This is a genomic window from Actinoplanes sp. NPDC049668 (assembly GCF_044465445.1).
In the GTDB taxonomy this organism is placed as follows: domain Bacteria; phylum Actinomycetota; class Actinomycetes; order Mycobacteriales; family Micromonosporaceae; genus Actinoplanes.
In genome coordinates this window covers 142,527-167,449 of the sequence record NZ_JBITLR010000011.1, presented here as the reverse complement: position 1 = coordinate 167,449, position 24,923 = coordinate 142,527, and the positions used below count along the sequence as shown (strand labels likewise).

21 protein-coding genes are annotated in these 24,923 nt (G+C 73.5%); 13 read left to right on the top strand and 8 right to left on the bottom strand.

Annotated elements, in window-relative coordinates:
- Window positions 1-131 precede the first annotated feature (131 nt).
- Together ACIBSW_RS38225 and ACIBSW_RS38220 are read right to left on the bottom strand one after the other, a co-directional pair.
- Window positions 132-2,516 (bottom strand): FtsX-like permease family protein, encoded by a 2,385-nt coding sequence (locus ACIBSW_RS38225; protein WP_354725063.1) that lies wholly within the window; start codon window positions 2,514-2,516, stop codon window positions 132-134.
- Entirely contained in the window at window positions 2,513-3,199 is a 687-nt protein-coding gene (locus ACIBSW_RS38220) for an ABC transporter ATP-binding protein (RefSeq protein WP_404799587.1), read from the bottom strand. The genes ACIBSW_RS38225 and ACIBSW_RS38220 overlap by 4 nt, the downstream gene beginning before the upstream one ends.
- 206 nt (window positions 3,200-3,405) lie before the next feature.
- Between ACIBSW_RS38220 and ACIBSW_RS38215 the strand changes: the two genes are divergently transcribed.
- The 13 genes from ACIBSW_RS38215 (at window position 3,406) to ACIBSW_RS38155 (ending at window position 17,980) form a co-directional block, all read left to right on the top strand.
- Window positions 3,406-4,725, top strand: a complete 1,320-nt coding sequence (locus ACIBSW_RS38215) for a histidine kinase (protein WP_354725117.1) — start codon at window positions 3,406-3,408, stop codon at window positions 4,723-4,725.
- On the top strand, window positions 4,722-5,393 hold the full coding sequence (locus tag ACIBSW_RS38210) for a response regulator transcription factor (RefSeq protein WP_354725065.1): 672 nt from the start codon (window positions 4,722-4,724) through the stop codon (window positions 5,391-5,393). The genes ACIBSW_RS38215 and ACIBSW_RS38210 overlap by 4 nt, the downstream gene beginning before the upstream one ends.
- A 115-nt stretch (window positions 5,394-5,508) precedes the next feature.
- On the top strand, window positions 5,509-5,790 hold the full coding sequence (locus tag ACIBSW_RS38205; RefSeq protein ID WP_354725067.1) for a hypothetical protein: 282 nt from the start codon (window positions 5,509-5,511) through the stop codon (window positions 5,788-5,790).
- Between the two features lie 631 nt (window positions 5,791-6,421).
- On the top strand, window positions 6,422-8,581 hold the full coding sequence (locus tag ACIBSW_RS38200) for a hypothetical protein (RefSeq protein WP_354725069.1): 2,160 nt from the start codon (window positions 6,422-6,424) through the stop codon (window positions 8,579-8,581).
- Window positions 8,582-8,608: 27 nt separating this feature from the next.
- Entirely contained in the window at window positions 8,609-10,174 is a 1,566-nt protein-coding gene (gene pelF / locus ACIBSW_RS38195; protein WP_354725071.1) for a GT4 family glycosyltransferase PelF, read from the top strand.
- Window positions 10,171-11,697: a hypothetical protein gene (locus ACIBSW_RS38190; RefSeq protein WP_354725073.1), complete on the top strand. Its 1,527-nt coding sequence runs from the start codon at window positions 10,171-10,173 to the stop codon at window positions 11,695-11,697. The genes pelF and ACIBSW_RS38190 overlap by 4 nt, the downstream gene beginning before the upstream one ends.
- Window positions 11,698-11,726: 29 nt before the next feature.
- Entirely contained in the window at window positions 11,727-12,455 is a 729-nt protein-coding gene (locus tag ACIBSW_RS38185) for a sugar phosphate nucleotidyltransferase (RefSeq protein WP_354725075.1), read from the top strand.
- On the top strand, window positions 12,452-13,363 hold the full coding sequence (locus ACIBSW_RS38180) for an NAD(P)-dependent oxidoreductase (protein WP_354725077.1): 912 nt from the start codon (window positions 12,452-12,454) through the stop codon (window positions 13,361-13,363). Before ACIBSW_RS38185 ends, ACIBSW_RS38180 begins: the two co-directional genes overlap by 4 nt.
- Window positions 13,360-14,421, top strand: a complete 1,062-nt coding sequence (locus ACIBSW_RS38175; RefSeq protein ID WP_354725079.1) for an endo alpha-1,4 polygalactosaminidase — start codon at window positions 13,360-13,362, stop codon at window positions 14,419-14,421. The genes ACIBSW_RS38180 and ACIBSW_RS38175 overlap by 4 nt, the downstream gene beginning before the upstream one ends.
- 41 nt (window positions 14,422-14,462) lie before the next feature.
- On the top strand, window positions 14,463-15,779 hold the full coding sequence (locus ACIBSW_RS38170; RefSeq protein WP_354725081.1) for a nucleotide sugar dehydrogenase: 1,317 nt from the start codon (window positions 14,463-14,465) through the stop codon (window positions 15,777-15,779).
- A complete protein-coding gene (locus tag ACIBSW_RS38165; protein WP_354725083.1) occupies window positions 15,776-16,744 on the top strand; it encodes an NAD-dependent epimerase/dehydratase family protein in 969 nt (322 codons plus the stop codon). The genes ACIBSW_RS38170 and ACIBSW_RS38165 overlap by 4 nt, the downstream gene beginning before the upstream one ends.
- A complete protein-coding gene (locus ACIBSW_RS38160) occupies window positions 16,741-17,433 on the top strand; it encodes a hypothetical protein (protein ID WP_354725085.1) in 693 nt (230 codons plus the stop codon). Before ACIBSW_RS38165 ends, ACIBSW_RS38160 begins: the two co-directional genes overlap by 4 nt.
- Before the next feature lie 124 nt (window positions 17,434-17,557).
- Window positions 17,558-17,980 carry a hypothetical protein gene (locus ACIBSW_RS38155; protein WP_354725087.1) on the top strand — a complete coding sequence of 141 codons (423 nt, stop codon included), beginning with the start codon at window positions 17,558-17,560 and terminating at the stop codon, window positions 17,978-17,980.
- Window positions 17,981-18,028: 48 nt separating this feature from the next.
- Here ACIBSW_RS38155 and ACIBSW_RS38150 read toward each other — a convergent pair whose 3' ends face one another.
- The 6 genes from ACIBSW_RS38150 to ACIBSW_RS38125 all read right to left on the bottom strand — a co-directional run bounded on the left by ACIBSW_RS38150 (window position 18,029) and on the right by ACIBSW_RS38125 (window position 24,774).
- Complete coding sequence (locus tag ACIBSW_RS38150) at window positions 18,029-19,189, bottom strand: hypothetical protein (RefSeq protein ID WP_354725089.1); 1,161 nt, start codon at window positions 19,187-19,189, stop codon at window positions 18,029-18,031.
- Window positions 19,190-19,287: 98 nt separating this feature from the next.
- On the bottom strand, window positions 19,288-21,015 hold the full coding sequence (locus ACIBSW_RS38145; protein WP_354725091.1) for a YncE family protein: 1,728 nt from the start codon (window positions 21,013-21,015) through the stop codon (window positions 19,288-19,290).
- 93 nt (window positions 21,016-21,108) lie between these two features.
- Entirely contained in the window at window positions 21,109-21,633 is a 525-nt protein-coding gene (locus ACIBSW_RS38140) for a VOC family protein (RefSeq protein ID WP_354725093.1), read from the bottom strand.
- Between the two features lie 79 nt (window positions 21,634-21,712).
- On the bottom strand, window positions 21,713-22,861 hold the full coding sequence (locus tag ACIBSW_RS38135; protein WP_354725095.1) for a hypothetical protein: 1,149 nt from the start codon (window positions 22,859-22,861) through the stop codon (window positions 21,713-21,715).
- The gene (locus ACIBSW_RS38130; RefSeq protein ID WP_354725097.1) at window positions 22,833-23,462 is read right to left on the bottom strand and encodes a class F sortase; all 630 of its coding nucleotides are present in this window, start codon (window positions 23,460-23,462) and stop codon (window positions 22,833-22,835) included. Before ACIBSW_RS38130 ends, ACIBSW_RS38135 begins: the two co-directional genes overlap by 29 nt.
- Before the next feature lies 1 nt (window position 23,463).
- Complete coding sequence (locus ACIBSW_RS38125; RefSeq protein ID WP_354725099.1) at window positions 23,464-24,774, bottom strand: hypothetical protein; 1,311 nt, start codon at window positions 24,772-24,774, stop codon at window positions 23,464-23,466.
- Window positions 24,775-24,923: the final 149 nt, after the last annotated feature.

The following is a 24,923-nucleotide window of genomic DNA, read 5'->3' as shown; positions in this document are numbered from 1 at the left end:
CCAACACCCCCCCGTTGTCCCACCCCCTCCCGGCCTGGGCGCCGCCGTCTGGGTGGCCTGGGCTTTCCCCCCCCCCCCCCCCCCCGGGGGGGGGCCCCCCCCCCGGGGGCCCCCCCACGACTGTGCGGGCCCTATTCGGTACGCAGCGCCGCGGCGGTGCTGGTGCGCGCCGCCCAGCCGGCCGGCAGGAGTGCGCCGAGCACGGCGATGACCAGCCCGCCGAGGGCGAACAGCACCAGCTCGGCCGGGCGGTAGACGTCGATGACCGCGGCGGGCAGGTTGAAGCCCGCGATGCGGCCCATGTCGCCGAGGACCACGCGCTGCAGCAGCACCCCGATCGGCATGCCGACGGCGCCGCCGGCCAGCCCGGTGACGACCACCGAGGCGATGACCATGGCGACGGTCTGCCGCGGCGACATGCCGAGGGCCTTGTGCACGCCGAGGTCGTGCACCCGCTCGCGGGTCTCCAGCACGACCATGTTGAGCACGCCGAGGGCCGCGACGGTCACCAGCAGCAGGGTGAGCAGGGTGGTCAGCGAGTTGATGATGATCAGGAGCTCGTCGGCGTCGTTCTCGACGACCGTCGCCTGCGCGCCGAGCGGCTGCAGGGCCGCGCTGAGCGCCTCGGCGTAGGCGACCGGGTCGGTGCCGGGCCGCAGGACGACGTTGTACTCCTGCGCCCGCAGCTCCGGCTCGGCGGCGGCGAGGGTCTCCGCGGCGGTGAGCAGCTGCAGGCCGTCGTTCTCGGTGTTGAAGACCTCCCCGACGATCCGGACGGTGAGCTGCTCGCCGTGGTCGGTGAGCACGACGGTGTCCCCGATCTCGGTGCCGGTCGCGGTCAGGAACGGCGTCGCCACGACGACCTCGCCGGGCCCGCCGAACCAGGTGCCGTCGACCATCTGGTAGCCGTACGAGGACTTGTCGCCGGTGAAGGCGAGGGCCTCGACGCTGCCGGTGAGCCCGGCCGCGGTCACCTCGGTCTGCGCGAAGCCGCTGTAGCCGGCGGTGCCGTCCTGGGCGGTGATCGCCGCGAGGACCTGCGCCGGGTCGATCTCCGGCGGCGGCCCGGGCTCCGTGACCGGCCCGGGTTCCGTGCCCGGCCCGGCGCCGGGCGGCGGCGCGCTGATGTGGTGGCTGGGGTGGATCACGACGTCGCCGTGGTTCTCGGTGGCCTGAACCCGGTTCAGGGAGGCGCCCAGCCCGACGGAGAACGTCACCGCGGCGGCGCCGAACGCGATCGCCGCGACGATCGTGGCCGAGCGCACCGGCCGGGCGAACGGGTGCGCCAGCCCGAGGGTCATCGGCCGGGGCAGCGGGATCCGCGCCGACAGCCGGGCTGCGGCCTGGCCCCGGCCGGGCGTCGGGGTGCGCCCGACGGCGAGCGCGTCGACGGTGCGCAGCCGGCCGGCCCGGGACGCCGCGGCCCAGGCGGTCGCGCAGACCAGGGCGAGCGCGCCGGCGAGCACCGCGAGGTCGACCCACGGCGCGACGCCCGAGTCGGAGGTGCCGTAGATCCGGTTCGTCTCGGCGAGCAGCGGGACGGTGAGCGCGTTGCCGGCCACGACGCCGAGCGCGGCGCCGACCGCCGCGGGCACCAGCGCCTGGGCCAGGTACGCCCGCACGACCTGGTTCGGGGTGAATCCGAGCGCCTTGAGGATGCCGATCCGGCGGGTGCCGGTGCCGACCGCGCCGGCGATGACGTTGCCGACGATGAGCACGGCCATCACCACGCCGAGCACCCCGAACGCGACCAGGAACGGCACGAGCAGCGCGGTGTTGTTGGCGCTCTCCGCCCGGGTGGTGAGCCAGGACCGCGCCGCGGTCAGCGCGCCGGCGGGCAGGGCCGCCTGCACCGCGGCGCGGCCCGCCTCGACCCGCGCGGCGCTGTCGGCCGAGTCGAGGCGGTAGAGCATCTGGTTGCCGCCGGGCGCGCCGGACCCGGTCAGCGCCGCGATCTGCGCCGGCACCACCCAGCCGTCGGCGGTCACGCTGACCGACCGGGCGATGCCGACGATGGTCAGGGCCGGGGTGCCGGGCAGGTCCGGCATCCGCCATTGCCGGCCGAGCAGCCGCATGCCCCCGACGGGCCGGTCGCCGCCGGCGAGCACGAGCTCGCCGGGCGCGGTCGCCCACCGCCCCTCGAGCAGGGTGACGGCGTCGACGGCGCCGCCGGGCTCGGCCCGCCCGACCAGCGTGGCCGGCGGGAACGGCCGGTCGTGGTTGTCGACCGGGTTGACCACCGCGGTCGGGAACGGGCCGGCCGCGGCGGCGACCCCGGCGACGTGCGCGGAGGCCGCGAGCTGCGCGGCGGTGGCCGCGCCGGCGTCGAACTGCGCGGTCAGGTGCGCGCCGCGCTGCTGGGCGAAGGCCCGGTCGAACGGCGCGTTGGAGGCCACCAGCAGCGACCCGCCGAGCACGGCCGAGGCAACCGCGATCATCACGACCAGGCCGATCACGACCGTCTGCACCCGGCGGCGGCCGACTCCGGAGCGGACGACCCGGCCCAGGGCGCTCATCGCCGGGTCGCCACAGTGGTGTCGGCGGCGATCCGGCCGTCGACGAGCTGGACGGTGCGGGTCGCGCACGATTCGGCCAGGGCCAGGTCGTGGGTGACCAGGACGATGGTCTGGCCGTCGGCGTGCAGCTCGTTGAGGAGCTGCCGGACGTCGTCGCCCGCGGCGGTGTCCAGGGCCCCGGTCGGCTCGTCGGCCAGCAGCAGCGCCGGCCGGTTCATCAGCGCCCGGGCCACCGCGACCCGCTGCCGCTCGCCGCCGGAGAGCCGGCCCGGGTACGCGGCGGAGTGCCGTTCCACGCCGAGCGTGCCGAGCAGCTCGGCCGCGCGGCGCTGCGCGGCGGCGCGCGTCATCCCGGACAGCTGCGCCGGCAGCATGACGTTGTCGGCGACGGTCAGGTCGTCGAGCAGGTTGAAGAACTGGAACACCATGCCGATCCGGGCCCGCCGGTACCGGGCCGAGCCCGCCTCGCCGAGACTGTCGACGCGGACCCCGTCGACCGTGACGCTGCCGGAGGTCGGCCGGTCCAGGCCGGCGATCAGGTTCAGCAGGGTCGACTTGCCGCTGCCGGACGGCCCGAGGATCGCGACCGCCTCGCCGGCCGAGACGCTCAGCGACACGTCCCGCAGGGCCGGCGGCCCCTCGTCGTATTTTCGGGTGACGTCGTGCAGCTCGATCACCGGCATGATGCTCTCCTCACCTCAGTCCGCTTCTGCGGCGATGACGCTAGGTCCGGCGCCGGTCCGGACGCGTCGGCCGCCGGGGGCATCTTCGGTACCGCGCGGTGATGAGCGGGACCGGCGTCATCCCCGAGAGGTAGTCGAGCGGGGTAGCCGGGGCGATCGCGGGAGCGATGCCGCCGGCCGGGTGCGGCGGCGACAATGGGCCGGTGATGAAGATGGCGCTCGGCGGGCGGCTGCGGGCCGGTGTCCGGCTGCTGCTGCAGCCGTCCGGCACGCTGCCGCGACGGTCGTGGCGCGGCTGGGCGTTCGACGCGATCCTGGCGCTCTCCCTCGCGCTGGCCGCGATCGCGGCGGGCGGCGGCGACGTGCCCGACCAACGCCCGGCGCCCGAGATCGTCTACGACCCGGCTCACCCGCCGCCGATGCCGCCCCTTCCGCCCGTGCCGGGGCGGGAGCTGTTCCTGCCGATCGAGGAGCAGCAGAGCGGCTGGTGGCTGGTCATGCTCCTGGTGGTGGCGCCGCTGGTGTTCCGCCGCCGGTATCCGCTCGCGATGCTCTGGGCCGTGATGATCATGGCGCCCCTGGTGGCCGACTACCACGCGGCGCTGCGGCTCTCCTTCTACGCCTGCGTCGTCGCCGCGTTCACGGCGGCGGTGCACAGCCCGTACCGGGTGCCGGCGCTGGCGAGCCTGCCGGTGGCGGCGCTGCTGTACAGCGGGCTGCAGGAGGAGGCGGTGCCGACCGTCTCGGACGACGCCGTCCCGTTCCTGATCCTGCTGCCGATCCTGATGGCGGCCGACGGGCTGCGCCGGTGGAAGCGCCACGCCGACGAGGGCCGGGAACGGCTCTCCGCGCTGGAACGCGAACAGGTCGCGGCGCTGCGCCGCGCCACCGAGCACGAACGCGCCCGGATCGCCCGCGAGCTGCACGACGTGGTGACGCACAACGTCAGCGTGATGGTCATCCAGGCCGGCGCCGCGCGCAAGGTCATGGACGCCGCACCCGAGCAGGCCCGCGAGGCGCTGCTCGCGGTCGAGGCCGGCGGGCGGGCGGCGATGGCCGAGCTGCGCCACGTCATGGGCCTGCTCACGATGGACAGCGACGGCCCGGACCCGGCCGGCGCGGCCGGGCTCGCGCCCCAGCCGGGCCTGGACCGGCTGGACGAGCTGGTCGAACGGGTGCGCGACAGCGGCCTGCCGGTCGAGCTGACCCTGTCGGGCCCGCCGCGCCCGGTGCCGTCCGGCGTCGAGCTGGCCGCCTACCGGGTGGTGCAGGAGGCGCTGACCAACACCGTCAAGCACGCCGCGGGCGCGACCGCGACGGTGGACGTCGAGTACGGCGCCGACCGGCTGCGGGTGCGGGTCACCGACACCGGCGGCGCGCCGCGCACGCCGGTCGACGCCGGCGCCGGGCGCGGCCTGATCGGCCTGCGGGAGCGGCTGGCCGTTTACGGTGGAACCCTGCAGGCCGGGCGACGTCCCAGCGGCGGCTACCGGGTCGACGCGCAGATACCGCTGGAGGCTCCGTGACCGTACCGCTGCGCGTCGTCCTCGCCGACGACCAGGCGCTGGTCCGCGCCGGCTTCCGGATGATCCTGACCGCCGACGGCATCGACGTCGTCGGCGAGGCGGCCAACGGCGCCGAGGCCGTCGAGGTGGTCCGGCGCGCCCGGCCCGACGTGGTGCTGATGGACATCCGGATGCCGGAGCTGGACGGGCTGGAGGCGACCCGGCGCATCCTCGGCGAGGCCGGCGCCGGGCCGCGGGTGATCATGCTGACGACGTTCGACCTCGACGAGTACGTCTACGCGGCGCTGACCGCCGGGGCCAGCGGCTTCCTGCTCAAGGACGTCACGCCCGAGCACCTGGTCGCCGCGGTCCGGCTGGTCCGCTCCGGCGACGCGCTGCTGGCGCCGGCCATCACCCGCCGGCTCGTCGAGCGGTTCGCGCGCCGAGACAGCGCGCCGCCGGCGGCGCACCGCGACCTGGCCGCGCTCACCCCGCGCGAGCTCGAGGTGCTGTGCCTGCTGGCGCAGGGCCTGAGCAACGCCGAGCTCGCCGGGCGGCTGCACCTGTCCGAGGCGACGGTCAAGACCCACGTCGCCCGCATCCTCGCCAAGCTCGGGCTCCGCGACCGGGTGCAGGCCGTCGTCGTCGCGTACCGGAGCGGACTGGTCAGCCCGGCCGCGCCGGGGTGACGGGCCGGCGACAATCCCGATTCGCCTGCCGAGCCGACGGTTATGCCCGATCATGGGCATCACGGGCGGTACTGGACGCCCCTGGTCGTGACGCCTTACGCCACAGGAGCCGTTGATGAGGAAAGTCAGCCATGCCCCGACGCCGGACGTGGACCTGTCGGTCTACGTGCTCGCTGCCGTCGACGAGCATCTGGCCACTTTCGCGCGGATCCGGGAGATGCTGCGCGCCGGCTGCACCATCGACGCGGGTGAGCGCCGGGCGCTCGCCGTCGACAGCGCCGCCGTCGCCGCCCGGTACGCGGCGACGATGAGCAAGGCGCTCGACCTGGCCGCGGACCGGTACGCCGAGGCCGCGGCCGGTCAGCTCCGGCGGATGGAGTCCGCCGGCGCGGCGTGACCGGGCGCCCGCGCCCAATCTCCACGATGGAATGCGCCGATGCCGTCACATTTCAATGGTTGGGAAATGATCTGTCCACGATGGTCGCCACGGCCCGCCGGGGACCTTTTTCGCCCATCGAGTGACGACGACGGTCCGACCTTTCCTGAGGCTTCGTTCGGGTGCTGTGAAAAGCCTGTACCAACGGTGGATACGGGCATGGCCCGATCGCCCGCGAAATCATGAATTCTGGGTTGCTGATCACTCTTAGTTGATCATCCAGGCGATGAAGATGATCTCCACGCGCTCGCCGGAGCGCGGTCCGCTGCGCCGAGTCATACCTGCGGAGCGTGTCTGGTTTATTACGCCTGCATTAAGATCACTTAAGGAAAAACCCATGTCAGGGCGCCTTAACAAGTAAGTGCCTAATGTAGACGGCCGTAAAAACAGCGTCGGGATATCGACGGTCCTAGCACTCCAACATGGACTGGTCAACGGCTGGATCGGGTCAGTCTCGGGACATCGAATGTGCTCGCGATGGTTGCTACCGTCCATCGTGGCTTCACCACGGGCCACCTTCGGGGATCCCACTGTGTCCAAATTCAACATCGACACGCACAGTGGCGATCCTTCCCCGCTCTGGAGGTCTTGGATGGTCCCCAATCTTCCCGCGCGCCGTCGTGGATCGACGCGCCTGACCCTCATCGCGACCGGTGTCGTGATGGTTCTGCTCGGCACCGCAAACCCGACCGTCGCACAGGCGGCCGGCCCGCTCTCGCGTCCCGGCGCGCAGCCCCCGAACGTACCCGGGCTGGCGCAGGTCGCGCGCCCCACCGAGAAGCGCCCCGGCCCGCTGCCGAAGCGCACCGGCAGCGTCAAGGTCGTCAAGCCGGCGAAGCCGGTCGGCCGCGCGCCGGCCTCCGCCTCGGCGTCCCTCGCCGGGCTCAACGACCAGGTCGCGCTGCGCGCGCTGGTCATCGGCACCGACACCAACGACTTCGGCGTCGCCACCTGGAAGGCCACACTGGATCGGGTCGGCGTGGCGTACGACGTGCTCTACAGCGCGACCACGCCCGTCACCACGAGCACGTTCGTGCGCCCCGACGGCGTCGGCCGCTACAACGCGGTCCTGCTCACCAACAGCATGCTGGTGTACGAGTCCGGCGGCAGCTACCTCGTCGGCCTCGACCCGGCCGAATGGAACATCGTCTGGGCCTACGAGCGTAACTTCGGCGTCCGCCAGGCCGCCCTCTACACCAGTTACGGCACCTGGCCCGAGAACTACTGCCTCACCTCGGCCGGCGAGACCGGCGTCGGCAGCACCCCGATCAACCTGTCGCTCACCCCGACCGGCGCGGGCGTCTTCGACTACCTGAAGAGCACCGCCCAGATCCCGCTGGTGCAGTCGTACGTCTACCGCACCGCGATCACCCCGGGCTGTGGCGCCGAGGCGACCCTGACCGAGGGCGGCAACGTGCTCGGCGTGCGCACGACCTCCACCGACGGCCGCGAGCGGATCGCGCTGACGTTCACCTCGAACCAGTACCTGCTGCACTCCGACCTGCTGGTGTACGGCCTGGTCAGGTGGGCGACCAAGGGCATGTTCACCGGCGAGCAGCGGCACCACCTGAACGTCGACATCGACGACTGGTTCAACACCTCGGACCACTACTACCCGGACGGCCACGTCGAGTACTCGCCCGGCTGGCAGGTCAGCGGCCACGACGCGGTCAATCTCGACAACCAGCAGGTCGCGCTGCGCGCGGCGCACCCGCAGGCCGCCGGCTTCAAGTTCAACCTGGCGTTCAACGGCGCCGACATCGACCCGTTCGCGGGCAGCGCCTGCAGCCCGAACGGCGGCCCGACGGAGCTGACCGCGACCACCAAGTGCCTCAAGGCGAACTTCCGGTGGGTCAACCACACGCTGAACCACCCCGAGCTCAACAGCACCGACTACGCCACCTCCTACGCCGAGATCAACGGCAACCGGACCGCGGGCACCTCGATCGGCCTGAGTACCCCCGACAACGTGCTGAAGACCCCGGAGTACTCCGGCCTCGGCGTCTACAACCCGAACCCGGACGACGACACCAGTCCTCCGGTCGACCACGGCCTCGAGGGCTCCAACCCGCAGCTGCTGCAGGCCGCCAAGGACCTGGGCGTGCAGTACCTGCACGGCAACATGTCCTTCGCCAGCCACGTGCCGGCACACCTCAACGCCGCCAAGGTGCACCCGCTGGAGTCGAGCATCTCGGTGGTGCCGGACTGGCCGACCAACATCGCCTACTTCTGCACCACGCCGCAGGAGGAGACCACCTTCTACAACTCCTTCTACGGGCCGAACGGCCGGTTCCCGTACTGGCCGGCGAACCTGACCTACGAGCAGATCATCGACTACGAGGCCGGGGTCGCGCTCCAGCACGTGTCCTCGGGCTCGATCTACTCGCACACCTTCCACATCGCCAACACGCGTGACTACGGCTCCGGCCGGACGCTGTTGACGGACTGGATCGACTCCGTGATGACCAAGTACGAGGGCTACTACTCCGTGCCGCTGGTCAACCTGGACTGGCCGACCCTCGCGGCGTACACGAAGGTCCGGACCGCGCACTTCGCGCAGCTCGGCGCCGGCGTCGACCCCGTGTACGACCGGTCGACCGGCACCGTGACGGTCACCTCCCCGGCCGCCGGCACCGTCCAGATCAGCGGCGTGCAGGGCACCGGATCCAGCACCTACGGCACCGACGTCACGACCCCGCTCGTCCTGGCGGCGAACACCGCCGTGGCGGTCACCGCAGTCCCGCGCCTGTGACAAGTACAACCCGGTAAAGGGGGCCCGGTGAAGATCACGCTGGTGTCGGAGGGCACCTACCCGTACGCGATGGGTGGTGTCAGCGTCTGGTGCGAGCAGCTCATCAAGGGCATGCCCGACTACCGTTGGGACGTCGTCGCGCTCACCGTCGACGGCGCCGAGCGGTCGGTCTTCCCGGCCCCCACCAACCTCGACCGGGTCCATTCGATCCCGCTCTGGGGTGCGCGGCCGCCCGGCCGCGCACTCCGGCGCGGGCCGGGCCACCGGCCCGGGGCCTCGTTCAACGAGTCGTACGAGGTCTTCGTCCGGGCCCTCGTGACACCCATGGAGGCGACCCGCTCCGAACAGAGTGCGGTCAGCCGCAGCATGTTCCTGCTCGCCCTGCGCGGCATGTACGAGTACGCCAGCGACGGCGGCGACCTGAGCGCGGCGCTGCTGTCCAACCGGGCGCTCACCATGATGCTCGACGCGTGGCGGGACCTGCGCGTCGACGAGATGGGGCCGGCACCGACGGTCGCCGACGCGGTCGAGGCGGCCTGGCTCATCGAGCACATGCTGCGGCCGCTGAGCGCCGCGCCGGTCAAGGCCGACATCGTGCACGCCTCGATGAACGGGCTCTCCACGCTCGTCGGCATGACCTCGAAGTGGCAGCACGGCACCCCGCTGGTCATGTCCGAGCACGGCATCTATCTGCGCGAGCGCTACATCGCCAACCTGCACGACGACGCGTCGCACCCGGTCCGGGTGCTGGTGCTCAGCTTCTTCCGGTCGCTGGCCGGCGCCGCGTACCTGATCACCGACGTGCTCGCGCCGCACTCGATGTACAACCGGCGCTGGCAGCTGCACAACGGCGCCGACCCGGACCGCATGTGGACCATGTACAACGGCGTCGAGCCGAAGGAGTTCCCGGCCGCCACCTCCGAGCCGCCGCTGCCGACCATCTCCTACATGGGCCGGGTCGACCCGCTCAAGGACCTGCACACCCTGATCCGCGCGTTCGCCCTGGTCCGGGCCGAGATCCCGGAGGCGCGGCTGCGCATCTTCGGCGGCACGCCGGCGGTCAACCGGATCTACCACGAGAGCTGCGAGCGGCTGATCGAGGAGCTCGGCCTGACCGGCGCCGCCATCCTGGAGGGGCGGATCGGCAACGCCGTCGACGCGTACCACGCGGGCAGCATCGTCGCGCTGACCAGCATCTCCGAGGGCTTCCCGTACACGGTCGTCGAGGCGATGGCCTGCGGGCGCCCGACCGTCTGCACCAACGTCGGCGGGGTGGCCGAGGCCGTCGGCGACACCGGCATCGTCGTGCCGCCCCGCGACTACGTCGCGGTGGCCGAGGCGTGCGTCAAGCTGCTGCGCGACAACGAGCTGCGGCACCGCCTGGGCGTCATGGCCCGGGCCCGGGTGCTCGAGCACTTCACCCTGCGGCGCTCGCTGAAGATGTACCGCAACGTCTACGAGTCGCTGGCCACGCCGATCCGGCCGGCCGCCCCGGCCCGGCACCTGCCCGGCCGGGCGCAGGGCCGGTTCACCGTACCCGGACAGCGCGTCGCCGAGGCGCCGCAGCTGCAGCTGGACGGTGAGCTCAGGTGAGCCTGGACAGCGGTCTCGAGAGCGGCCACGACCTGGACGGCGACCTGGTCGAGGCGCCCGCGGCGGCCACCGCGACGGCGCCCGGGCCGGGCGAGCACACCGTCCTGCTGCCCCGGATCTCCACCGACCCGCTCGACGACCTGGTGGAGCGGGTGCGCCCGATGCTCGGCCAGGCGGTCGACTCCCTGCACGTGGCCGCCGCCCTCGAGGCCGACGGCCTCACCGACCGGGGCGCCCGCGTCGAGTACGGCTACCACGACGTCTTCGCCCTGTCCACCGAGGTGTTCCGCCGCCTCGGCCCGCGCCTGCCGCGGCAGCGCGAGGCGCCGTCGCGCGCCGGTTCTTGGCGCGAGAGCCTGCGGCTGATCGGCCACGGCCCGCTGTACGTGCTGCCCTGCACCGCGTTCCCGGCCGTGCTGGCGATCGTCGGGCGGCGCTCGCTGGTGCTCGGCCTGGTGTTCGCGGGCATCCTCGGCTGGGTGTACGCCGGCGTCGCCTCGCACGCGGCGTACCGGATGCTGGGTCTCGGCCGGCCGCGCGCCGCCGGCCGGATCCTGATCGTCGCGGCCGTGACGGTCCCGGTCGTCGGCGCGGTCACCGGCGCCGGCCTGGTCTGGCTCACCGGCGGCGGGGTCGCGCTGGTCGCGATGATCACCTGCCAGGTCGCGTACCAGCTCACCAGCACGGTCATGGTCTTCTACCGCCGCGAGCTGTGGCTGGCGCTGATCATGACGCCGGCCTTCCTGATCGGCGCGGCCTACCTGATCCTCGGCGCGTGGCTGCGGCCCTGGTCGGCGGCGATGGCGGCCGGCTGCGTGGTGGCCGGGTTCGTGCTCGCGGTGGTGATCGCCGTCGGCCGCGCCCGCGCCGCGGACACGGTCGAGCCCGGGCTGCGCGACGCGCTGCGCCCGGAGGTGCCGGTGCTGTGGGCCGTCGGCGCGTACGGGCTGTGCTCGGCGGTGCTGCTGCTGCACGCCGAGGCGCCCTACCTGCTCGGCCGGCTCGACGTGGCGATCGCCGCCGCGCCGCTGCTGCTGACGATGGGCTTCATCGAGTGGCGGGCCGAACGGTTCCGGCCGCAGGCGGTCGCGCTGATGCGCCGGGTCGAGCGGCCCCGGGAGTTCGTCCGCGGCGTCTGGCGGCTGCTGGCCCGCGAGACGGCGATCTGCCTGCTCGCCACCGCGGTACCGGCGGCGGCGATGCTGGCCGGGCTGTACTACCTGGACCTGCTCTCGGCCGCGGGCGTCGTGATGACCGCCGCGCACGTCGCGCTCGGCGGCGCCTACCTGCTCGCCTTCCAGCTCGCCGGCCGCGAACGGTTCGGCTGGCTCTGCGCCTCGATGCTGGCCGCGATCGTCCTGCACGTCGTCGCCGGCGGCGTGCTCGGCGTCGCGCCGCTGCTCGGCCAGTCCGGGTCCGCGCTGGTGGACACCTCGCTCTACCTGGCCAGCGTGCTGCTGGTCCAGGCGCTTTTCGTGCTCGGCCTGGTCCCGATTCTCGGCCAGGCCGTGCGCTACCGGTAGTTGACGAACTTGGGGGAGGCAGGTCAGCGATGCACGCAGTGATCCTTGCCGGCGGCAAAGGCGTCCGGCTGCGGCCGTACACGACGGCGTTGCCCAAGCCGCTGATGCCGATCGGGGACAACCATTCGATCCTGCAGATCGTGCTTGATCAGCTCGCGTCGTTCGGCTTCACGTCCGTGACACTGGCGATCAACCATCTCGGGCCGCTGATCCGTGCGTTCGTCGGCGACGGCGCCCGCTGGGGGCTGCGCATCGACTACGTCGAGGAGAACGTTCCACTCTCGACCATCGGGCCGCTGTTCGGGCTCAAGAACACCCTGCCCGACGAGTTCCTGGTGATGAACGGCGACATCCTGACCGACCTCAACTACGCCGACCTGCTCGCCGCGCACACCCTCGGCGGCGCCGCGCTGACGGTGGCCACCGCCGCGCAGGAGCACCGCATCGACTTCGGCGTGCTCGACGTCGAGGACGGCCGCATCGTCGGCTTCCGCGAGAAGCCCGTGCTGAGCTACCCGGTCAGCATGGGCGTGTACGGCATGTCCCGTAAGGCGCTCGCGCCGTACCCGCCGGGCCTGCCGTTCGGCTTCGACCAGCTGGTGCTGGACCTGCTCGACCGCGGCGACAACCCGGCGACGTACCCGTTCGACGGCTTCTGGCTCGACATCGGCCGGCCCGAGGACTACGACGAGGCCAACCGCACCTGCGCCAGCCTGCTGCCGATCCTGCTGCCCCAGCGCTCCCGGGAGCCGGTATGAGCGAAGCTCCGGGCCGGCGGGTCGTGCTGTTCGGCGCCTCCGGTTTCATCGGGGGGCATGTGCGCGCCGCGCTGGAGGCGGATCACCAGGTCGAGGCGGTGATCTGCCCCGGCCGTGCCGACTACGACCTGATCGGCGGCGAGCACCGCGAACTGGTCCAGCTCATCCGCGAGCACCGGCCGACCGCGATCGTCTGCTGCGTCGGCCGCCTCGGCGGCACCGACTCGGAGCTGATCCGGGGCAACACCCTGGTCGCGACCACGCTGCTGGAGGCGGTGGCCGCGGTCCGGCCCGGCCTGCGGCTGGTCCGGCTCGGCTCCGCGGGGGAGTACGGCATCGTCGCCGACGGGCACGCCGTCGCCGAGGAGGATCCGGCCACGCCGGTCGCCGCGTACGGGGTCAGCCACCTGGCCGGCACCCGCCTGTTCCAGCTCGCCGGCGAGAACGGCCTGGCCGACACCGTGTCGCTGCGGGTGTTCAACCCGATCGGCCCGGGGATGTCGCAGGAGAACATGCTGGGTCGCGCCGCCGACCGGATCCGCTCGGCGCTGGCCACCGGCGCGGACGAGATCACCATGGGCCCGCTCTCGGCGTACCGGGACTTCGTCGACGTCCGCGACCTCGCGGCGATCGTCCCGGCGGTGCTGCGGCAGCCGCGGCTGCGGCACCGGGTCTTCAACGTCGGCAGCGGCCGCGCGGTCCGCTCGCGCGAGGCGGTGCGGCTGCTCGCCGAGACGGCCGGCTACGGCGGCGAGATCCGCGAGCAGGGCACCGGGCCGCGGCGGTCGGCGGCGGTGGACTGGATCGAGGCCGACGTCGGCCGGGCCCGCGCGGAGCTGGGCTGGGCGCCGAGCCGGGACCTGGCCACCTCCGTCAAGGACATCTGGGCGGCGGGTGAGGCCGGATGAGGAACCGGCGGCGGCGCGGGCTGGTCCTCGCGGGCCTGCTCGCGGTGGCGATGTCGGCGGTCGGCGCGGTCCTGGTGATCCGCGCCGGCGACGGCCGCGCGCCGACGGCGTCCGGCACCGCGGCGCCGCCTGCGTCCACGCCGCCGGTGTCCGCGCCGTCCGCCTCCGCCCCGCCGGCCTCGGCGCCGGTGGCCTCCGGCGGCACGCTGCCGCGGCCCTCGGGGTCCGCCGCCCTGCCCGCGCCGGGCCGGATCTCCAGCTGGGCGTACCAGCTGCAGGAGTACCCCGGCGGGCGGCTCGATCAGCTCGCGTCCGGGCCGTACCAGCTCGCGGTGGTCGACCTGGCCCGCGACGCGCACGCCGACTACTTTCGCGCCGACGAGATCCGCAAGGTACGCGCCACCGGCAAGCGGGTGCTCGCGTACTTCGAGATCGGCAGCATCGAGGACTTCCGGCCCGAGTACCCGGCGCTGCGCCGGGACGCGGGCGACCTGATCGCCAACGAGTGGGGCGACTGGCCGGGCGAGCACTTCGTGCGCTACTGGGACGAGCGCTGGTGGGAGCGGGTGATCCGGGGCCGCGTCGACCAGGCGCTCAAGGCCGGCTTCGACGGGGTCTACCTCGACACCCCGCTCGCCTACGAACAGATCGACCTGAGCTACGCGCAGGGCCGCGACCGCGCCGCGCTGGGCGCCGACATGGCCGCGCTCATCGCGCGGATCAGCTCGTACGCCAAGGCCCGCCGCCCGGGTTTCCTCATCGTCCCGCAGAACTCGCCGGAGCTGCGCCGCTTCGGCGGCTACACCAAGGCGATCGACGGCATCGCGATGGAGGAGCTGTTCTTCCTCGCCACCGACGAGCCGTGCACCGAGGACTTCTGCGCGGAGAACCTCGCCGACACCCGGGCCCTGCGCGACGCGGGCAAGTTCGTGCTCAGCGTCGACTACGCCACCCGGCCCGCAGACATCCGCTCGGCCTGCGGGCGGTACCGCACCGAGCGCTTCGCCGGCACGGTCACCGTGCTGGAGCTGGACCGTCTCACCCCGCCCTGCGCCTGAGCGGCGGGACCCGCACCATGTCAACGGAAGGAACAGGCAACATGCCCAAGACGATCGGGGTGGTCGGGCTCGGCTACGTGGGTCTCACGCTCACCGCCGCGCTGGCCACCAGGGACTTCGTCGTTCACGGCTCCGACGTGTCACCCGGCGTTCTGGAGACGCTGTCGCACGGCCGGTCGCACATCTTCGAGCCCGGCGTCGAGGAGGTCTTCGCCGAGCACATCGGCACGCGCATCCACGTCGGCACCGAGCTGCCGCCGGACACCGTCGAGGTGGCCGTGATCAGCGTGTCGACGCCCGTCGACGACAACACCCGGCGGCCCAACCTGGCCAACCTCGCGGCCGCAGCCCGCAGCGTCGCGGCCCGCTGCCGGCCCGGCACGCTCGTCGTGGTCCGCAGCACCGTCCCGGTCGGCACCAGCCGGCAGGTCGTCCTGCCGGAGCTGCGCGCGGCCTGGGGCGACGACGTCAAGCTGGTGATGGCGCCCGAGCGGACCATCCAGGGCCAGGCGCTGCGCGAGCTGGTCGAGCTGCCGCAGGTGATCGGCGGGCTGGACGAGGCCAGCCTGCGCGCCGGGGTCGAGTTCTTCTCCGGGCTGGCGCGGACCATCGTGGAGGTCTCCGACCTGGAGACCGCCGAGCTGGTCAAGCTCTCCAACAACTGCCACACCGACCTGATCTACTCGTTCGGCAACGAGATCGCGCTGATCGCCGAGCGGCACGGCCTGGACCCGCTCGAGGTGATCCGGGCGGCGAACGCCGACTACCCGCGGCCCGATCTGTCCAAGCCCGGCTACGTCGGCGGAGGGTGCCTCTCCAAGGACCCGTACATCATGATCGACAGTGCGCACGGGCGGGAGCCGTTCCTGGTCGGCCGGGCCCGCGAGCTCAACGAGTTCATGCCGGTGCACGTCGCCGAGACCGTCGTGCGGATGCTGGCCGAGGCCCGCGGCGAGACCCGGGGCGCGCGGCTGGCGGTGCTCGGCTGGGCGTACAAGGGCTGGCCGCCCACCGACGACATGCGCGGCACCCCGATCGCCAGCATGATGCCGGCCTTCTCCGCGGCGGGCATCACCGTCGTCGGGCACGACCCGATGGTCACCGACGACGTCATCCGCCAGTACGGCGGCGACCCGGTCAGCCTGGACAAGGCCTTCTCCGACGCGGACGCGGTGCTGATCATCAACGACCACCCGGACTACCGGGCGATCAGCATTCCGGAGATCCTCGGCGAGTCCCGGCCGGCCTTCATCTACGACTCGTGGCGGGTGCTCGACGGCGGCGCGGTCACCGCGGCCGGGATCCGCTACGCGGGCCTGGGCTACCTGCCCCGTTTCGTTGCGCAGGCGTCGGCATGAGGGCGCTGCTGCTCGGCGGCGCCGGGTTCATCGGCCTGCACCTGGCCCGCCGGCTGGTCGCCGAGGGCCACGACGTCACCATCGTGGACGACTTCTCCCGCGGCCGCGACGACCGCGACCTGTCCGCCCTGCGCGCGGACCCCGCCGTACAGGTGGTCTCCGGCGACCTGACCGATCCGGCGACCTTCGCCGCGCTGCCGCACGGCTGGGACCAGATCTACCTGCTGGCGGCGGTCGTCGGCGTGCGCAACGTCGAGGCCGACCCGGCCCGGGTGGTGCGGGTCAACACCCTCGCGGCGATGCACCTGCTGGACTGGGTGGCGCCCGGCGAGCGGGTCTTCTTCGCCTCGACCAGCGAGGTGTACGCGGGCGGCGTCGAGGCCGGCATCGTCGCCGTGCCGACGGGCGAGGACATCCCGGTGATGATCTCCGACATCACCGCGCCGCGCTTCGCCTACGCCGTCAGCAAGCTGCTCGGCGAGGCCGCGTTCCTGCACACCGCCCGCGCGAAGGGCTTCGACGCGGTGGTCGGCCGCTTCCACAACGTGTACGGCCCGAGGATGGGCGCCGACCACGTCATCCCGGAGATGTCCCTGCGGGCGCTGCGCGGCGACGAGGTGTTCAGCGTCCCGGGCGCGGACCAGTTCCGGGCGTTCTGCCACGTCGACGACGCGGTCGAGGCGATGCTGCGGCTGATGGCGGCGCCGGGTGCCGCCGGGCAGATCGTGCACATCGGCAACGACCGGGAGGAGACCAACATCGGTGACCTCGCCAAGCTGGTGTTGCGGCTGGCCGAGGCGAGCCCGGTCGTCGAGCCCCGGCCCGCGCCGGCGGGCTCGGTGCCGCGCCGCTGCCCGGACCTGTCCCGGCTGCGGGAGCTGACCGGCTACGAACCGGCCGTGCCGCTCGAGGAGGGCGTCGCGACCACGTATGCCTGGTACCGCGAGAACGGATGGCCGTCATGACCCGGCCGCCGATCTGCTTCTACTACGGCGACGGCCACCTGGAGGAGCTGTCCAGGTACCCGCGGGTGGTGCTTCAGCCGGACTTCTACCGCCCGGAGGACCTGGCCCTGCTGGCCGACAAGGGCGTGCAGACCCTCGGCTACCTGACGCTCTCGGAGGACCAGGGTCCGCCCGCGCCGTGGCAGCGCAAGGAGCGCAACCCGGACTGGGGCGGCGCGTTCGTCGAGGTGGGCCACCCGCTGTGGGTGGAGCACGTGGTCGGCCAGGCCAAGGACGCGATGGCGGCCGGGTTCGCCGGGCTGTTCATGGACACCCTCAACGTCGAGCTGACCTGGCCGGAGGACATCCCGCACCTGCTGACGCTGGTCGCGGCGATCCGCACCGAGGCCAAGCCGGGCTATCTGCTGGCGAACCGGGGCTTCGGCATGCTGCCCCAACTGGCCGAGCTGGTCGACGGCGTGGTGTTCGAGTCGTTCTCGGCACGCTGGACGGACGACGGCTACGCGCCGTGGCCGGCCGACGTGCTGGAGTTCCACGCGCAGATCGCGGAGCAGCTCCTCCAGCTCGAGCTGGACCTGTACGCGCTGGATTACGCGGACACGCCGGGGCTGACGGACTTCGCGATGCGCCGGGCGCGGCAGTTCGGCATGCAGTGCGTGGTGAGCGACCGGGCCCTGTCCCGGGTGTGAACGGGAGGGCCCGGCTCCGGCCGGGCCCGCCCGTTGTCCGGAATTGATTGATCGAGCTGTCGGTCAATCGCCGCCGCCGATACCAAGTGAGGGCAGGTGATCACACAGGTACGAAGGGACGCTGATGAAGCGCATGAGATGGGTACAGGCCGGGGTCGCCTTGGCGGCGAGCGCGATCATGGTCGTCGGGGCGGCGGGTTCAGCCTCCGCGAGCGGGCCCGACGTGAGCGTCGACAAGAGCTGGGGCTTCTCGATGTTCTTCACCTACGGTGATCAACTGACCGTCTACGACAGGTCCGCCGACGACCACTCGGTGCACGCCAAGATCCAGCACCTGGCCTGCGCCAACGTCACCTGCGACGGCAGGGTCTGGCGGGACCTGCGCGACGATTGCATCGACACCACCACGACCGGCACCGGCGGCTCCGAGATCAAGACATGCAACTACGACGTCACGGAGAACCTCGACGTGCGCGTGTGTGAGGCCCGCTTCCAGGACGGCGTCATCAACGGCGTCTGGTACTGCAGCGGCCAGACCAAGTCCTGATTCCGGGCAGACTCACGGGCCGCATCGCGATCGGTGCGGCCCGTCCCGTCAGAGGTCGTGCCAGGGCGACCGCGGTGCGGGCACCTGTGGCGGGGCGGCGGCCGCATCGGGCGCCGGCCGGCGCGGCATCACGAGCTCGGGCACCGGGACCTCGTCCCGGTCGGCGTCGGGCCGCCGCGGCTGCGCCCAGGCCGGCTGCGTGCTGTGCGGGCTCCAGCCGAGCTCGCGGACCGGCGGCGCCGCCAGGGCCGCGGGGGTCCGGGCCGCGGGTATCCAGATCGGCGGCGGGCCCCACCAGATCACCCGCTCGCGGCCGCGCCGCGGGACAGCCGGGGCCGGTGCGGCGGTCGCCGGCGCCGGTGCAACCGGCAGTTCGGGCATGGGCTGCGGTGCGGCCTGCGGCTCGTGGGTCGCGCTGGTCGCCGGGGCGGTGGCCAGCAGGACGGCCGCCCCGACGGTGACCACCCCGGCGACCAGGGCCGGGATCTGCCAGCCGGGGCGGATGGCGTCGCCGAGGAAGAGCAGCGCGACGGCGGAGGGCGCGACCACCTCGGCGGTCCAGTGCACCGCCGTCACCGGGCCGACCTGGCCGATGCCCAGCGCGTGCGCGTACATCATCATGCCGGTCACGGCGAACATCAGCAGGGCCGCCAGCAGCGGATCGGTCACGATGTCCATCGGCGCGGCGGGCAGGGCGCGGCCGGTCAGCGCCGCGCCGCCCAGGCACAGCCCGCCGACGGCCGCGCAGAGCCCCGCCGAGCCGATCCGGGTCGCGCCCCAGCCGATCAGCGCCGCGCCGACCGCGGCGGCGCAGAACGCCACCCGCAGCCCGGTGGTCGCCACCACGTCGTGCTGCCCGCCGGCGGACAGGGCCAGCACCGTCAGCGCGGCGAGGGAGGCCACCACGGCGGCGACGTCCCGCCCGCGCATCCGGGACTTCAGGATGAACCGCGCGGCCACCACGGTCACCGCCAGCGAGCCGGCCAGAATCGACTCGACGACGTAGACCGCCAGCTCACGCAGGGCGATGATCGAGCCGATCCAGGCCATCATGTCGAAGCCGATGCCCGCCAGGTAGTACGGGTGGCTCATGGCCTTCATCGTGCTCGTGGTGCGCCGGGCGGCGACGGCCTGCAGGATCGCCGCGGTCGCGTAGCAGAAGGCGCCGAACACGGTGATCGCCAGCGCGATCGAACCCGCGGCGGTCATCTGCCCTCACCGACCGTCGTTACGCTTCGCTGATCGACCGATCACAATCCGATGATAGGTGGGCTCGCGGCCCGCCGCGACCCCGCTCCGGCGGCGGCTCATTCGCCGACCCGCAGCACCGAGATGGTGTCGTCGCCGCCGTTGGTCACGTACGCCAGGCGGCCGTCGGGGGAGACCGCGACCGTTCGCGGGCTGCGGCCGACCTTGACCGTCGCCGTCACCGCGCCGGTGCGTCCGTTCAGCACGGACACCGTGTTGTCGCCCTCGTTGACCACGTACGCGTGCCGGCCGTCGCCGGAGAAGGCGACGCTCTGCGGCTGCTTGCCGACCTTGAACGGTCCCGTGCGCCGCATCGTCTTCGCGTCGATCAGGTCCGCGGTGTTCGCGTCGTAGCCCGCGACCAGCACGGTGCCGCCGTCGGGCGAGACGGCGACGCTGTGCGGCGAGCGGCTCACCGGAACCGACTTGAGCACCCGGTCGGTGCGCATGTCGATGATCGCGACCGCGTTCGACTCGTGGTTGGCGGTGAACGCCCGCCGCTGGCTCGCCGAGAAGGCCACCGCGTGCGGGTTGGGCGGCACGGTCACCTGGCCGTCCGGGCGCTGGTCGGCGGTGGCGTAGATCTCCACCCGGCCCTTGCCGTGAATCGGCACCCAGAGCCGGTCCTCCGGGCAGACGGCCAGGGTGAACGGCTGCACGCCGGTGGCGATGTACCGCACCACCCGGCGCTTGACGGCGTCCACCACGGCCACGCCGCTGCCGGTCATGTCCTTCTCGTACATCGACACGAAGACGAGCTTGCCGTCGCGGGAGGTGGTGACGAACCGGGGCGTGTGGCGCAGGGTCACGGTGGTCATCCGCCGGGTGGCGGCGTCCACGACGGACAGGACCCGGGAGCTCTGGTTCGCCACGTACACGGTCCGGCCGTCCGGGGAGATCGCGACGCCCTCCGGCTCGTTGCCCACCCGGATGGTGGCGACCGCGGTCGGCCGGCTGGTGCTCGCCGCGCGCAGCGCGAGCGGCACCCGCGCCAGGGCGGTCGGCGCGGGTGCGGCCGTGCCCCGGCCGTCGACCGCCCCGGTCAGCGGCGCGGGCACCGCCGTGACCGGGGTGGTGGCGGGCGCGGCCACCGTCGGCAGCTCGCGCCGTTGGCCGTTGGTCAGCGCCATCGCGACGCCCGCGCCGCCGAGCAGGGCGAGGGTGGTCAGCCCCGCGATGACCACCGCGGCGCCGGCGCGCCGGCGCACCGGCGGCGGGGGGAGCACGGTCACCCGCGCCGCGTTCCCGCCGCCGACGCCCGCCTCCGCCTGCAGCTGTGCCTCGAGGGCGGCCTGGAACGCGGGCTCCGACTGCGCGACCTGGCCGGTGACGCGCACCTCGGCCCAGCCGGCCGAGCCGTGCACGGTGATCGAGCCGTCCAGCCAGTCCGAGCGGGGCTGCCACAGGATGCGCAGGTGGCGACCCGTCAGCGCGGCGCGCAGGCCGGGGCCGGCGGCGGTGACGGTCGCGGTGGCGAAGGCGAGCGGCGGGCCCTCGACGATGACGTCGGCGACCAGGTGCGGCGTGCCGGCCGCCACCTCGCCGAAGTCGACGCGGTCGGGGTTGAGGCGGACCGCCGTGCGCCCGAGCACCGTCGCGGCGGCGGCGGCGACGGCGCGGCTGTCGTCCTCGGCGAGGCGCCGCAGCGCGAGCTGGGCGGCGGCCGCCATGGCGAGGTCGGAGCTGGTCACGATCTGGGCCAGTTCCCCCACGCCCAGCAGGCGAGACTCCCGGATCGGACTGTCGATCTCGGTCCGTACATGCCTTGGCAGGAATTCTTCACTCATCGTGGCCCCTCGATCAGCATGCGGTGACGAGGTGGGTCAAGGAAACCCGTTGAGCGAAATTAGCGTTTGCGCATTTGTCGATGAACCGGGCGGTCAGGACCCGGTGACCAGGGTCTCGCCCTCGAAGACGCCCAGCTCCTCGCGGTACAGCTCGATGCCCACGCCGTTGGGGTCGCGGACGTAGAGGCTGTCCTCGACGCCCCGGTCCGGGCCGAGGTACTTGATCCCGGCGGCGTCGAAGCGCTCCTTCGCGGCGGCGAACTGCTCCGCGCTCACCGACAGCGCGATGTGCTGCACCCCACCGATCGTCTCCTGGAAGTCCGGGTGGTCGTGGCCGGGGAAGTCGAAGAAGCCGAGCAGGGTGCGGTTGCCGACGTCGAAGAAGAAGTGGCTCGAGCCGGCGTAGTCGCGGTTCTCCACGAGCTCCACCAGCGGGAATCCGATCACGTCCTGGTAGAAGCGGATGGTGGCCTCCACGTCGCGGCAGATCAGCGCGGCGTGGTGGATGCCCCGCCCGGTGGTCGCCGGCCGGTCGGCCGGCGCGCGCAGGTACGCCTCGCGCAGTGCCGCCCGTCGCTCGCGTACGGCGTCCAGCTCGGCGCCCTCCGGCTGTGGCATGGCGTGCTCCTCTCGGCTCGGTGTCCCCAGCCTCGTGTGCCGCCGCCCCGGGCGTCAATCCGGCGCGCGGTGCGCGCGCTCACGGCGTGATCTCCGGCGGCTCCTGGCGGGTGGATGCGGGCCCCCGGGGCACCGGGGCGCGGCCCTTGGCGGCCGGGGACATGCCCACGGCCCGTACCGGCTCCCCGGCGACCGGCCCGGCCTCGACGGCGGCGGGCGGCGGGCCGGGCCGGCGGCGCCGGGACCGGTACGACACGATCAGGGCGACGGCCAGGAGCGCCACGAAACCGGCGATCGGCCACCATCGGGCGGCGGGCGCTGTCGCCGGCGGGTTCTCGGGAGGATCCGCGGGAGGATCCGCGGGTACGACGGCGCCGCCGGTCAGGCTGAGTCCGCCGGTGTCGATCCGGACCTCCACCTTGGCGGGCCGCTTGCGGGGGGTGTCGAACCGCACCAGATGGCGGCCCCGCAGCGTGGTCTCCACCTGGTCGAGGGCCGGCACCACCACCGGCGTGCCGGCCGGCGCGAAGAACCCGCCCGTGGCCCGGGCGGCGTCGGCCCAGTACGTGCCGTCGCCGGCGGTGCCGACCACGACCAGGATCGTCTCCGCCCGCACCAGCCGGGCGCCGAGGGCCGCCGCGCTCTCCCCGCCCGCGTCGGCGGAGCCGGTGTAGACCACGACGACGCGCGGACCGGTCGCGGCGCCCGGGAACTGCCGCAGCGCCAGCGTCAACGCCGACGAGGTGCTGCGCTTCCCGCCCGCCCGCACCCTGCTCAGCGCCGCGACGACGCCGGCCGGACCGCGCCCGGGCGGGGCGAGCAGGGCCGGCGGCGACGTGTCGGCGATCGCCGAGGCGTGCGCGCCGGGCGGGACCTCGAGGACGAAGCGGGCGGCGGCGCTGAGCCACGCGGGCAGGGCGGCCGCGCCCGCGCCGGACGCGTCGACGACGAGCGCGACCGACAGGCCGTCGGAGATCACCGGCGTCAGCTCGGCCCGCCGCGGCGCTCCGTCGACGGTGACCGTCGCGGTCCTGGCGGCGGGCCCGGCGCTCAGGTCGACGACCAGGCAGGTCCGCTCGGCGCCCGGGAGCACGGCGATGACGGGCAACGGGACCGCCGCGGCGGCCGGGAGCGGGCCGTTGCACAGGACGACGAGCATCGTCAGCAGCAGGGCCGCCGGCACCCGCGCCGCGCGCCGGTCAGGCCGGGGTCGCGAAGACGATGACATTGTCCCGGTAGCTCCTCCGTGATTCGTCGAAGCCGCCGCCGCAGGTCACCAGCCGCAGCGTCGGCTCGAGGGTCGGCCCGTAGACCAGGTCGGTCGGGAAGCGGGACTTCGGCACCCGCGACACCTCGGTGACCCGGAACTCGATGGTGCTGGCGTCGGCCCGGTCGACGTGCACCACCGCGCCGGGCCGGATCCGGGCCAGGCCGAAGAAGACGCCCGGCCCGGTCCGGGAGTCGACGTGGCCGAGGACCACCGCCGGTCCGGGCTGACCCGGGCGGGGGCCCTGGGCGAACCAGCCGGCACGGTCCGCCCGCCCGGGCACCGCGACGGTGCCGTCGGCGAGCCGATCGAGGCGCTGCAGGTCGCTGTCGACGCCGAGCGCGGGTATCCGGAGCCGGACCGGCTCCGCGACGGCCGGGTAGGTGCGCACCGACCGGAACGTGTCCGCCGGTCCACCCGGCGCCTCGGAGGCCGTTCCGCCCGGCGCTCCGGAAGCCGGCGCGCCGGGGGCGGACGGTCCCGGGCCCGGCGGGCCGGAGCGGGCCAGGCCGGTCGTCAGCAGCACCGCGAGGGCCACCAGCAGGGCGGCGCGGGCGGGCATCTCAGCGTCTCGCGACCACGCCGGCCATGCCGCCGTCGCCGGTCGCGACGCCGCCAACCGGCAGGCGGGCCGCCACGGTGGCGCCGAACGCGGCGGACAGCAGCCGGGCCAGCTCGTACATGTGGTCGTAGGTCTCGAACGCCATCTCGTGCGCGGTGCCGTACTCCTTGGCGGCGAAGGCCTCGGCGTGCCGCAGGAGCATCTGGTCGTGTGCCAGCAGCGCGTCCGTGAGGCTCGTCGAGCGCAGCCGCTTGCCCGTCGCGCCCTCCAGGAACGCGGCCAGCCGGCCCTCGAGCGCGTGCAGACTCGCCCGGGCCTGTTCCCGGCGGGCGGAGTCCCGTGCCGCGGTCGCGGCCGCGTAGGCCACCACCTGGTCGACGTGGTGCGCCCACAGCGACTGGAACTCGCGGGCCGCCGCCGCGCCGAACAGGCTGTCCATCGCGGTCGCGAGGTCGCGGGTGTTGCCGTTGAGCATCTGCCCCGCGGCGGTGAAGTCCGGGCTGCCGGTGACGGCCGCCCGGGTCACGTCCTCCACCAGCACGACGTGCTCGGCGAGCAGCTTGCCGAGCTGGGAGCGCAGGCGCCAGATCGGCGCGCGCAGCGCGCCCGCGTCCTTCGCCGACAGCAGCGCGGCGGCAAGGACCCCGCCCAGCTCGTAGGTGTGCCGGTAGGACTCCCGGTACAGCCGGTTCGACGCCGGGTAGTCGCGCGCCGCGTAGGCGTCGGCCTGGTCCAGGAGGTGGTCGACGTGCATCCGCATGGCGCCGCCGGCCGCCCGGGTGGTCAGGCGCCCGTGCGAGGCGCCGACGAAGAACCCCGCCAGGTCCTCCTCGTACTCGATCAGCTCCTCGCGCGCCTCGGCGAGTACGGCGTCGTCCTGATCGGCCAGGCCGCCCGCGTAGGTGAACAGCTCGACGACGTGCTCCTGCCAGAGCTCCGCGAACCGCTTCGCCGTCGCGGCGCCGAGCAGCTCGCCGAGGAGCTGAGCCATCGCGTCGGTGTTGCGGCCGAGCGCGGCGTTCGCGGACTGCGCGAAGTTCTCGTCGCCGCGGATCCGGCCGCGCATGAACTCCGCGGCCAGCACCGAGTGCTGACCGAGCAGTGCCTGCAGCCGCAGCGCCCGCTCGCCCGCCGAGGGCGCCACGGCGAGCGCGGCGGCATGATCGTGGCCGGCGGGCGCCGGCCGCGGCGACACGGCGGTCGCCGGCCACGTCGGCAGCGTGACGATCAGAGCGAGGCACAGGATCGCGAACCGTCGCCCGTGCCGACCATTTCCCCGTATCCGCATGTACTTCATCGCCCGGCGTCTCATCAGGAGTGACCGGCGCGTGACCGCCGGCGGTGGCGTCCGGGGCCTGACTCTACGCCCGGCATCCAGGGTGGTCGAGTCCGTCGTCGCGCTGCTCATGGCGGTCCGCGCGGCCGGGTTTCCGCACCGGAACGGCGCTGTGCCACCCGCCG

Bases quoted from the DNA above. Each gene is read 5' to 3' on its own strand.
- ACIBSW_RS38130 (WP_354725097.1), bottom strand. From the start codon at position 23,462: ATGCCCGCCCGCGCCGCCCTGCTGGTGGCCCTCGCGGTGCTGCTGACG.
- ACIBSW_RS38135 (WP_354725095.1), bottom strand. From the start codon at position 22,861: ATGTCATCGTCTTCGCGACCCCGGCCTGACCGGCGCGCGGCGCGGGTG.
- ACIBSW_RS38205 (WP_354725067.1), top strand. From the start codon at position 5,509: ATGAGGAAAGTCAGCCATGCCCCGACGCCGGACGTGGACCTGTCGGTC.
- ACIBSW_RS38125 (WP_354725099.1), bottom strand. From the start codon at position 24,774: ATGAGACGCCGGGCGATGAAGTACATGCGGATACGGGGAAATGGTCGG.
- ACIBSW_RS38155 (WP_354725087.1), top strand. From the start codon at position 17,558: ATGAAGCGCATGAGATGGGTACAGGCCGGGGTCGCCTTGGCGGCGAGC.
- ACIBSW_RS38200 (WP_354725069.1), top strand. From the start codon at position 6,422: ATGGTCCCCAATCTTCCCGCGCGCCGTCGTGGATCGACGCGCCTGACC.
- ACIBSW_RS38150 (WP_354725089.1), bottom strand. From the start codon at position 19,189: ATGACCGCCGCGGGTTCGATCGCGCTGGCGATCACCGTGTTCGGCGCC.
- ACIBSW_RS38175 (WP_354725079.1), top strand. From the start codon at position 13,360: ATGAGGAACCGGCGGCGGCGCGGGCTGGTCCTCGCGGGCCTGCTCGCG.
- ACIBSW_RS38160 (WP_354725085.1), top strand. From the start codon at position 16,741: ATGACCCGGCCGCCGATCTGCTTCTACTACGGCGACGGCCACCTGGAG.
- ACIBSW_RS38165 (WP_354725083.1), top strand. From the start codon at position 15,776: ATGAGGGCGCTGCTGCTCGGCGGCGCCGGGTTCATCGGCCTGCACCTG.
- ACIBSW_RS38220 (WP_404799587.1), bottom strand. From the start codon at position 3,199: ATGCCGGTGATCGAGCTGCACGACGTCACCCGAAAATACGACGAGGGG.
- ACIBSW_RS38140 (WP_354725093.1), bottom strand. From the start codon at position 21,633: ATGCCACAGCCGGAGGGCGCCGAGCTGGACGCCGTACGCGAGCGACGG.
- ACIBSW_RS38185 (WP_354725075.1), top strand. From the start codon at position 11,727: ATGCACGCAGTGATCCTTGCCGGCGGCAAAGGCGTCCGGCTGCGGCCG.
- ACIBSW_RS38215 (WP_354725117.1), top strand. From the start codon at position 3,406: ATGAAGATGGCGCTCGGCGGGCGGCTGCGGGCCGGTGTCCGGCTGCTG.
- ACIBSW_RS38225 (WP_354725063.1), bottom strand. From the start codon at position 2,516: ATGAGCGCCCTGGGCCGGGTCGTCCGCTCCGGAGTCGGCCGCCGCCGG.
- ACIBSW_RS38180 (WP_354725077.1), top strand. From the start codon at position 12,452: ATGAGCGAAGCTCCGGGCCGGCGGGTCGTGCTGTTCGGCGCCTCCGGT.
- ACIBSW_RS38145 (WP_354725091.1), bottom strand. From the start codon at position 21,015: ATGAGTGAAGAATTCCTGCCAAGGCATGTACGGACCGAGATCGACAGT.
- ACIBSW_RS38170 (WP_354725081.1), top strand. From the start codon at position 14,463: ATGCCCAAGACGATCGGGGTGGTCGGGCTCGGCTACGTGGGTCTCACG.